A 6745-nucleotide genomic window follows, 5' to 3' on the forward strand; every position below is an offset into this window, starting at 1 on the left:
GCAGAAAGATTCGACTTGACCAGCATCAAGTTCGCAGAAAATCGCTGAAAAAGTTTTTTTAGTTAGTCCCTATTGACAAAAACTAACTAAGTGATTACACTTGTTTCGTTAGTTAGTCTTATTATATGGCTAGCTAAATAAAATTCTTGGAGGTAATCGCTGATGACTCAAGATACTCAACAATTGCTTAGACTCTTTGGCCGCCTGTTCACGCAGCGAGGCTTTGCGCAAAGTGCCATGTGGACGCTGCATTCCGACCACCGCGAAGGCGACGCCCCGCGCGGCCAACTTCGCGTGCTGCGCCTGATTGCACAGCACGATCACCTGACTAATGCCGACATCGTTGAGGCCCTCGACATCCGGCCCAGCTCCGCCAGCGCCATGGTGGCAAAGCTCGAGGACGCAGGTTTGATCACCCGCATCCCATCCGAAGCCGACGGCCGCGTGCAGTTGATTTCACTTACCGATGACGGCAAACAGTTCATTGAAAGTGTCCGGAACGACAAGGACCAGCTGGCGGATAAAATGTTCGCCGGTCTGACTGCAGACGAACAGGCGCAGTTGACCGGGTTGATTCTGAAGCTTGTCGGTAGCCTGGAAACCGGGGACCAGGACCAGGCTGTCGATGCCTACTTTGAAAAGCTCGGCCAGTTTGGCCCGCGGCGGCACCACGGCCACCACGGCTACCGGCAGGAGTGGGACGGCGGGCCCAGCCGCGGCTTTGGCGGTTATGGCGAACGCCCTGATTTTGGCGGCAGACCGCACGGACCTCGAGGCGGCAGACCCGGTTCGCACCCTGGTGATAAGGCCGCCGACTAGACGTACCCCACACACGAAAAAAGGGGCGCCACTCTCACATAGAGTAGCGTCCCTTTTCGTCGCGGCAAAGAGTTTCACTCAAGACTGGGCCGGTTTCACAACGGTCAGCAGCATCTGAAAACCCTCCTTGGCATACAGAGAGTGGCGCTGACCGGCGGGAATCACAATAGTCTGACCAGCCGCCACCATGTACGCCTGATCAGCAATCGTGATTTCTGCCACGCCGCTCAACACGTTCACCATGCATCGCCAGCGGCTTCGTGACCGCCGATCTCTTCGCCAGTACCCACCGCAAACAGGGTCAACGTCAAATCGGGGCGCTGGACCAGGGTGCGACTGGTGACTTCACCGTCGGCTAAGTCAATCAGCTGCTTGAGGTCGACCACGGTGGCTTGTGGAATTTTATCAATGTAGGTCATTTGCGAACCTCACTTTCGATTTGCATGAACTTACAGGGCTGCTCAGCGCTTAACGTATGCGCCGTGCCGGCTGGGACCACGAGCATCGCTCCAGGCTCGACGACGGTGCGATGATCCGTAAAAATGACAGTCAGTGCTCCATCGAGGCACTGAAAAAGACGTGTTCGGCTGGCAGTTTCGGTGCTGATGGTTTCCCCTGCTGCCATCGCGTACACTGTCAGCGGCAGCGTAATGCCCAGGCGGCGGGACAATGAGCGGCTGGCGATTTGATGGTCGTGGTACGGGACCAAAGTCGCCAGTTCAAGCTTAGTTTCTGACATCGTGTTACCTCCACTATTCATTACATTAATCATAACCTAGGACCGTCTGGAATTGATACCGTCAAGAGCCTCGGCTGACGGCCGCACTGACGCCAAGGCAAATTAGTTGCCTCAACTCAGCGCCCCAGCATACACTAACCGCGAGACTGGCTAGCACCAGCCACTCACCGGGCACAAAGGGAGGCCAGCGGGCATGTACACCTACAGCAAACAACAGCTTTTCTTCACCGCCGAGATGTGTCTGGGCATGGGCTCGTTGATGAGCGGTCTCAACATCCTTTTCCGGCTGGGCTTGACCGCGGCTGCCTTGACCACGTTTCTCAGCGGCTGGACGCCCACCATCCTGATCGCATTTGCGTGGAATCTGACGATTGCCGCACCGGCCGTGAACCTGCTGATCAACGTGTTCGCCACCACCCCAGAGCACGCCCTTGATCCCGTACGGCACAACGCATTCATCAGTGGGCGACAATCATCATCATGTGCCTGAGCATGTCGACCTGGGGCATGGTAATGGCGGGTGCGCTGCCCGGCATCCCCGTTTCTGCTCTTCTGATCACCTGGCGCGCTCCTTCGTGCTGGCCTACGCGATTCGCGGCCTGCTCGTGCGGCCCGCCGCCACCGCATTTTCGCACCGAATATTTCCTGGGTGATATCAAAAAGTGGTCCAGTTGACGCGCCATGCGTGCCAGCCGAACCACTTCACTATTTCCCGGGAAAAGATTGGCCTACATCTTCATACCCATCTTTTTGTATGAATCCATGCCGGCCATCCACATGGTGTCTGGATCCACGCCACGCTCTTTGGCGAAGGCTGAGTCAGCGTCTCCATATCCATGAGCCTGTACTTCGGCATCGGCTTGTTCGGATCGTAAGTCTGAATCTGGGCCATCATGCCGCCGTCTTCGTGCTCGATGATGTGGCAGTGATACATGTAGACGCCTGGCAGGTCGAACCGCACAAGTAGCCGAACCGTTTCACCAGGGTTAACGCCAACGGTATCCTTGTACCCATGCTCGTTCGGATAAGGCGCACCACCGTTGCGGGAAATGACCAGGAACTGGGTGCCGTGCACATGGAACGGGTGAACCATGCCGCCGTGCATGGTGTTGGTATTGGTGACATCCCAGTACTGAGCTAAGCCAATCGGCTGCGTGGCATCGATGCGCTGCATGTTGAACTTCTTACCGTCGATGGCAACTTGCTCATCCATCCCCGACATCACGATCTTGCGGACCGGCGTCGTCGGCAGCACTTTTGGCGCGTGAATGTCGATCAGGTGATCCGGCAGCACACTGTTATCCGGCTTGAAAGCGTGAATGCGGAACTTCACGATCGGCACATCATCGGAGAACAGGGTAACCGTGTCGCCTTCCTTATAGTTCTTAAAGTCGACAATGATCTCGGCGCGTTCCGCGCAGGTCAGCATCAGGTGTGTGAAGTGAACTGGCTCCGGCAGCAAGCTGGAATCACTGGCAATCTGGGTGAATTCCAAATCGTCGGAGAAATGCAGGCGCCACTCACGGCGGTTGGCCCCATCAAGGATCCGCAGACGCAGCTTTTGGGTGGTGACATCAAAGACTGGGTTGACGGTCCCGTTGATCATCGCAGTCGGGCCCTGCACACCATCTGGATCGTAATCGGCGTGGTAGTCCCACTGGTTATTTTCGTGGAAGCGGCGGTCTTGGAGGACCAGCGGAATGTCATCAACGCCGTAAGTCCGCGGCAGCGGCAGGCTGGCCTCGTGCTGATCACGCACCAGCACCATTGCGGCTAAACCATGCCAGACCTGCTCAGCGGTCGACGGACACGGGTGCGCGTGCAGCCAAGTCGTCGCGGCCGGCTGGTCAAGCGTGAAGTCGATTTGCTTGCTTTCGCCAGGGTAAACCGGCGCGTGGCAGCCGCCATCCACGTACGGACCGGATACCGACAACCCATGCCAGTGGAATGTGGTCAATTCATCAAGCGAATTTTTCAATGTCACATGAATGTGCTTGCCGACTTCAAACGCCAGCGTCGTGCCGAGCAGCGGCGCGTTGTAACCCCAAGTCTTGGTCTTGGCGCCGGGCAGGATCTGGGTCTCGCCCTTCTGCGCCTCCAACGTATACCACGCATCGGTGTCAGTCTCTTTGTCAGGCTTTAACAGCGGCGGGATCGCCAGCTGGGACTCCGGCGCGTCCGCGACTTCAAGCGGCACATAGCCGCCGTCGTGGGTGTTGTACGCCGGTTCATCGAAAAAGTAATCATCATACACATGCTGTGTCATAATCTTTCCCCTTTCATCATTGGCAAGGAAATTGTGCCTCACCTAAGTCCGATTCCATTTTAACACGCTTCCAGCCCGAAAACAGTGTAGAATAGAATCGTTATAAATAGTGGATAGATCTGGAGGGGTGTAAAATGTCTAAGCTATTTACCTGGTTAATGTTTGCCGCCAACGCTGTCCTAGTATGGATGGTCTTTGCCACTAACATTAGCATGAATATGGTCAACATGACGCACGCCATGTGGCTCATGGCCATCATCATGCTGGCTGACTCTATCATGTCGCTCTACATGATGTACCGCAAGAAATAAGTGTCAGGCCGGGGCAGAGGCTTCGGCCTTTTGATTACCCTAAAATCACTTAACAGCTATGGCATAATAAACCTAGGAGGTGAGACGGATGCCCAACATGCTGGATTACGCAAGAAGCTACGCGCAAGAACCGTTCAGCGCCGTGCCACTCGGGCCAATCGACGGGGTGCTCCTTTCGCAGCTGGCTTACTTCGATTTTGCACAGTTGCCGGTGACCAGTGGCACCCTGCACGCCTTGGATAAAAGCACTCAGCTCACCGCCTTGACCCAGCACACCTGGCGGCCCGCGGAAAATCTGGCACTGCTGAAACTGATGACTCACGCGCCGCGGTATCGGCCAATTGCGTGGCACGATCAGGTCACCCAACTCGACGTCGAGGCGCAAAAACAGTTTTCGGCCCTGACGCTCACCCTACCGCACGGCCAGTTCATCGCCTTTCGCGGCACCCGCGCCGATTTTGTCGACTGGAAGGAAGACTTTAACATGGCCTACATGCAAGCCATCCCGTCTCAGAAAGCCGCTCTGGCCTACTTCAAGCGCATCGCCGCGACCTATCCGGGCCCGTATTTTCTGGGTGGGCACTCCAAGGGCGGGACGCTGGCGACTTATGCCTTTGTTGAAGCACCTGGTGCCCTTCAGGATCAAGTGCAGGCCGTGTTCAACGCAGACGGCCCGGGCATCGGGAAGCCGGTCCCAACGCCGCTTTCACCGCGCGTGCACAAGCTGGTGCCGAAAACCAGCCTGATCGGCACCCTGTTTGATCCCGATTCTGATTTTACTGTGGTGCAAAGCCGCGCCCACGGCTTCAGCCAGCATGATCCTTTTTCCTGGACCGTTTCAAGCGAAGATTTCGTCTCGTTGCCGAAAACTGACCTGCTGTCTCAGCTCAGCCAGGACACAATCGCGACCTGGACCGCCAGCCTGTCAGACGAAACCAAGCAAGCCTGCCTCGACGCGGCTTACGCGTTGGTCACGCGCACCGACGCGACCAGTTTTGCCGAGCTGAAAAGCAACTGGCCGCAAAATGCCAAAATCATTCTAGCTGGACTACGGCACGGCGACCCCACGGCGCACCAGCAGTGGCAACTCGCGATTGGGCAGTTGACTGTCGCCCTGCGCGGTGCCCTGCCCAGGCCGCACCTGCCAGTTGTTGACTGGCCCTGGACCACTGTGGATTCACCACAAGATAAGGAGAAACCTTCAAATGATCACGATTAGACCAGCCACTGATGGCGACATGTCCACCGTCTGGCAAATTGAAACCGGCGAAATGGATGAAACCAAAACGCCGCACATGATGCAGCCGGATGAATACGATGGGTTCAAAACGGATCTGCTACATCACGCGGCAGTGACACTGGTCGCCTGCACTGACGCCGGCCAGGTATGCGGCTACATCACGTGCCACTTTGCCGGACCATACGCCAGCATGCGCCACCAGTGGGTCGCCGGCCTGGCTGTCAGCAAGATGGCCCAAGGCGAAGGTATCGGCCGCGCGCTGATCGACGCAGTCAAGGCCGAGGCCGCCCAGCAAGCCGTCGGCAAAATCAGCTTCCGCGTCCTTGCCAGCAACACTGCCGCCATCGGCTTTTACCAGCACCTCGGCATGACCCAGGAAGCTCACCACCGCCGCGAATTTTGGCTCGCCGACCAGTGGCAGGACGAGTATCAGTACGCGCTGTACGTCGGCGTGTAAGCAAACAGCGCTGAACCTTGCCGCCCAGCGCCGTTTTTAAAATTCCGATCAATTTGTTTCACGTGGAACAGCAAGATCAGTGCCGCGAATTTTTGTCCTTAACCAACTTCTTAACCTGCTTCATTGAAATGACCCGCCCACCGCTTTGCTTCGCTTTAGTAGCAGCGTCTTGCCCCGCCTGCCTGAGCGTGGCGGCGCGCTTCATGGTCATGATCTTATGCGCCGCAAGATAGTCCAGGTACGTATCCAAATCAGCGATGAAGCTGCCTTGTTCCTCTTAAGGTGCGTCAGCTAGCTGCTTGATCACTGCTGCACTGATGATGTCCGGCGCGGAACCTGCCCAGACGCGAGGCTAGTGAGTTCGCCAATTAAGGCAGACTTGCCACTGGCACTTTGAATGATGCGAATCCGTGTTGTGATGGGCGCGGCCGAGAGCAGCGCCGCCAAGCGGGGCTCTACCCGGCTGCGAAAAGTCACCGCATACGTTAAAAAATCCAAGTAGTCTCGGTCCAAATGTTCCTGAAAGCCTGGCGCCATGTCCGGCCGGCTCTGCGGATCGTGGTGGAAGGCCAGTGAACGGCGAACTAGACGTAGTGGGGCCACTAGGCTTGGCACCCGCAGCCACACCACTAAGTCGGCGGAAGCGAGCCGCAGCGGAATGGTACTGGTGAAATTACCATCGATCAGCCAGTCCTGATGCGCAGCCATAAACTGCGTCTGCTTGGTGATGAAATGGACCTTGGCGGCAGCGGAGTAATCCATCGCGTGCCAGACCCGGTCCAGCGCCAGCAGCGGCCAGCCAGTTTGCTGCGCCAGCTGTCGGGCCAGTGTCGACTTCCCACTGCCAGGTGCGCCGATCAGCATCACTTTCATTATCTGCGCCTCCACTCAAAAAAGTCGCGGTACTTCATTG

Annotated in this window: 8 protein-coding genes and 2 pseudogenes; 5 read left to right on the top strand and 5 right to left on the bottom strand. The window is 56.9% G+C overall.

Going from position 1 to position 6745, the window contains the following annotated elements; translation table 11 throughout:
- The first annotated feature begins 162 nt into the window (after positions 1-162).
- The gene (locus JCM13995_RS03950) at positions 163-819 is read left to right on the top strand and encodes a MarR family winged helix-turn-helix transcriptional regulator (RefSeq protein ID WP_054662715.1); all 657 of its coding nucleotides are present in this window, start codon (positions 163-165) and stop codon (positions 817-819) included.
- 78 nt (positions 820-897) lie between these two features.
- On the opposite strand, the pseudogene JCM13995_RS03955 reads toward JCM13995_RS03950, so the two are convergent.
- Both JCM13995_RS03955 and JCM13995_RS03960 read right to left on the bottom strand, forming a co-directional pair.
- Positions 898-1238, bottom strand: a pseudogene (locus JCM13995_RS03955) (cupin domain-containing protein).
- Complete coding sequence (locus JCM13995_RS03960; RefSeq protein WP_054662718.1) at positions 1235-1558, bottom strand: cupin domain-containing protein; 324 nt, start codon at positions 1556-1558, stop codon at positions 1235-1237. The pseudogene JCM13995_RS03955 and the gene JCM13995_RS03960 overlap by 4 nt, the downstream one beginning before the upstream one ends.
- Before the next feature lie 193 nt (positions 1559-1751).
- Between JCM13995_RS03960 and JCM13995_RS03965 the strand changes: the two genes are divergently transcribed.
- On the top strand, positions 1752-2048 hold the full coding sequence (locus tag JCM13995_RS03965; RefSeq protein ID WP_054662720.1) for a DUF2798 domain-containing protein: 297 nt from the start codon (positions 1752-1754) through the stop codon (positions 2046-2048).
- 238 nt (positions 2049-2286) lie between these two features.
- On the opposite strand, the pseudogene JCM13995_RS03970 reads toward JCM13995_RS03965, so the two are convergent.
- Positions 2287-3824, bottom strand: a pseudogene (locus JCM13995_RS03970) (multicopper oxidase family protein).
- A gap of 134 nt (positions 3825-3958) precedes the next feature.
- Here JCM13995_RS03970 and JCM13995_RS14295 point away from each other — a divergent pair.
- From JCM13995_RS14295 to JCM13995_RS03980, 3 genes are all read left to right on the top strand, one after another.
- Positions 3959-4135, top strand: coding sequence for a hypothetical protein (locus tag JCM13995_RS14295; RefSeq protein ID WP_156314311.1), 177 nt, complete (start codon positions 3959-3961; stop codon positions 4133-4135).
- 88 nt (positions 4136-4223) lie between these two features.
- Positions 4224-5354: an Mbeg1-like protein gene (locus JCM13995_RS03975; protein ID WP_054662723.1), complete on the top strand. Its 1131-nt coding sequence runs from the start codon at positions 4224-4226 to the stop codon at positions 5352-5354.
- Complete coding sequence (locus JCM13995_RS03980) at positions 5341-5832, top strand: GNAT family N-acetyltransferase (RefSeq protein ID WP_054662726.1); 492 nt, start codon at positions 5341-5343, stop codon at positions 5830-5832. Before JCM13995_RS03975 ends, JCM13995_RS03980 begins: the two co-directional genes overlap by 14 nt.
- A gap of 76 nt (positions 5833-5908) precedes the next feature.
- Here the strand turns inward: JCM13995_RS03980 and JCM13995_RS16690 are convergent, their stop codons facing one another.
- Together JCM13995_RS16690 and JCM13995_RS03985 are read right to left on the bottom strand one after the other, a co-directional pair.
- Positions 5909-6043 carry a hypothetical protein gene (locus tag JCM13995_RS16690; protein WP_263849555.1) on the bottom strand — a complete coding sequence of 45 codons (135 nt, stop codon included), beginning with the start codon at positions 6041-6043 and terminating at the stop codon, positions 5909-5911.
- Between the two features lie 92 nt (positions 6044-6135).
- On the bottom strand, positions 6136-6705 hold the full coding sequence (locus JCM13995_RS03985) for an AAA family ATPase (protein ID WP_054662729.1): 570 nt from the start codon (positions 6703-6705) through the stop codon (positions 6136-6138).
- Between the last annotated feature and the right edge of the window lie 40 nt (positions 6706-6745).

It is taken from the genome of Lacticaseibacillus camelliae DSM 22697 = JCM 13995 (assembly GCF_001311195.1).
GTDB lineage: Bacteria > Bacillota > Bacilli > Lactobacillales > Lactobacillaceae > Lacticaseibacillus > Lacticaseibacillus camelliae.

Bases quoted from the DNA above. Each gene is read 5' to 3' on its own strand.
- JCM13995_RS03950 (WP_054662715.1), top strand. From the start codon at position 163: ATGACTCAAGATACTCAACAATTGCTTAGACTCTTTGGCCGCCTGTTC.
- JCM13995_RS03960 (WP_054662718.1), bottom strand. From the start codon at position 1,558: ATGTCAGAAACTAAGCTTGAACTGGCGACTTTGGTCCCGTACCACGAC.
- JCM13995_RS03965 (WP_054662720.1), top strand. From the start codon at position 1,752: ATGTACACCTACAGCAAACAACAGCTTTTCTTCACCGCCGAGATGTGT.
- JCM13995_RS14295 (WP_156314311.1), top strand. From the start codon at position 3,959: ATGTCTAAGCTATTTACCTGGTTAATGTTTGCCGCCAACGCTGTCCTA.
- JCM13995_RS03975 (WP_054662723.1), top strand. From the start codon at position 4,224: ATGCCCAACATGCTGGATTACGCAAGAAGCTACGCGCAAGAACCGTTC.
- JCM13995_RS03980 (WP_054662726.1), top strand. From the start codon at position 5,341: ATGATCACGATTAGACCAGCCACTGATGGCGACATGTCCACCGTCTGG.
- JCM13995_RS16690 (WP_263849555.1), bottom strand. From the start codon at position 6,043: ATGACCATGAAGCGCGCCGCCACGCTCAGGCAGGCGGGGCAAGACGCT.
- JCM13995_RS03985 (WP_054662729.1), bottom strand. From the start codon at position 6,705: ATGAAAGTGATGCTGATCGGCGCACCTGGCAGTGGGAAGTCGACACTG.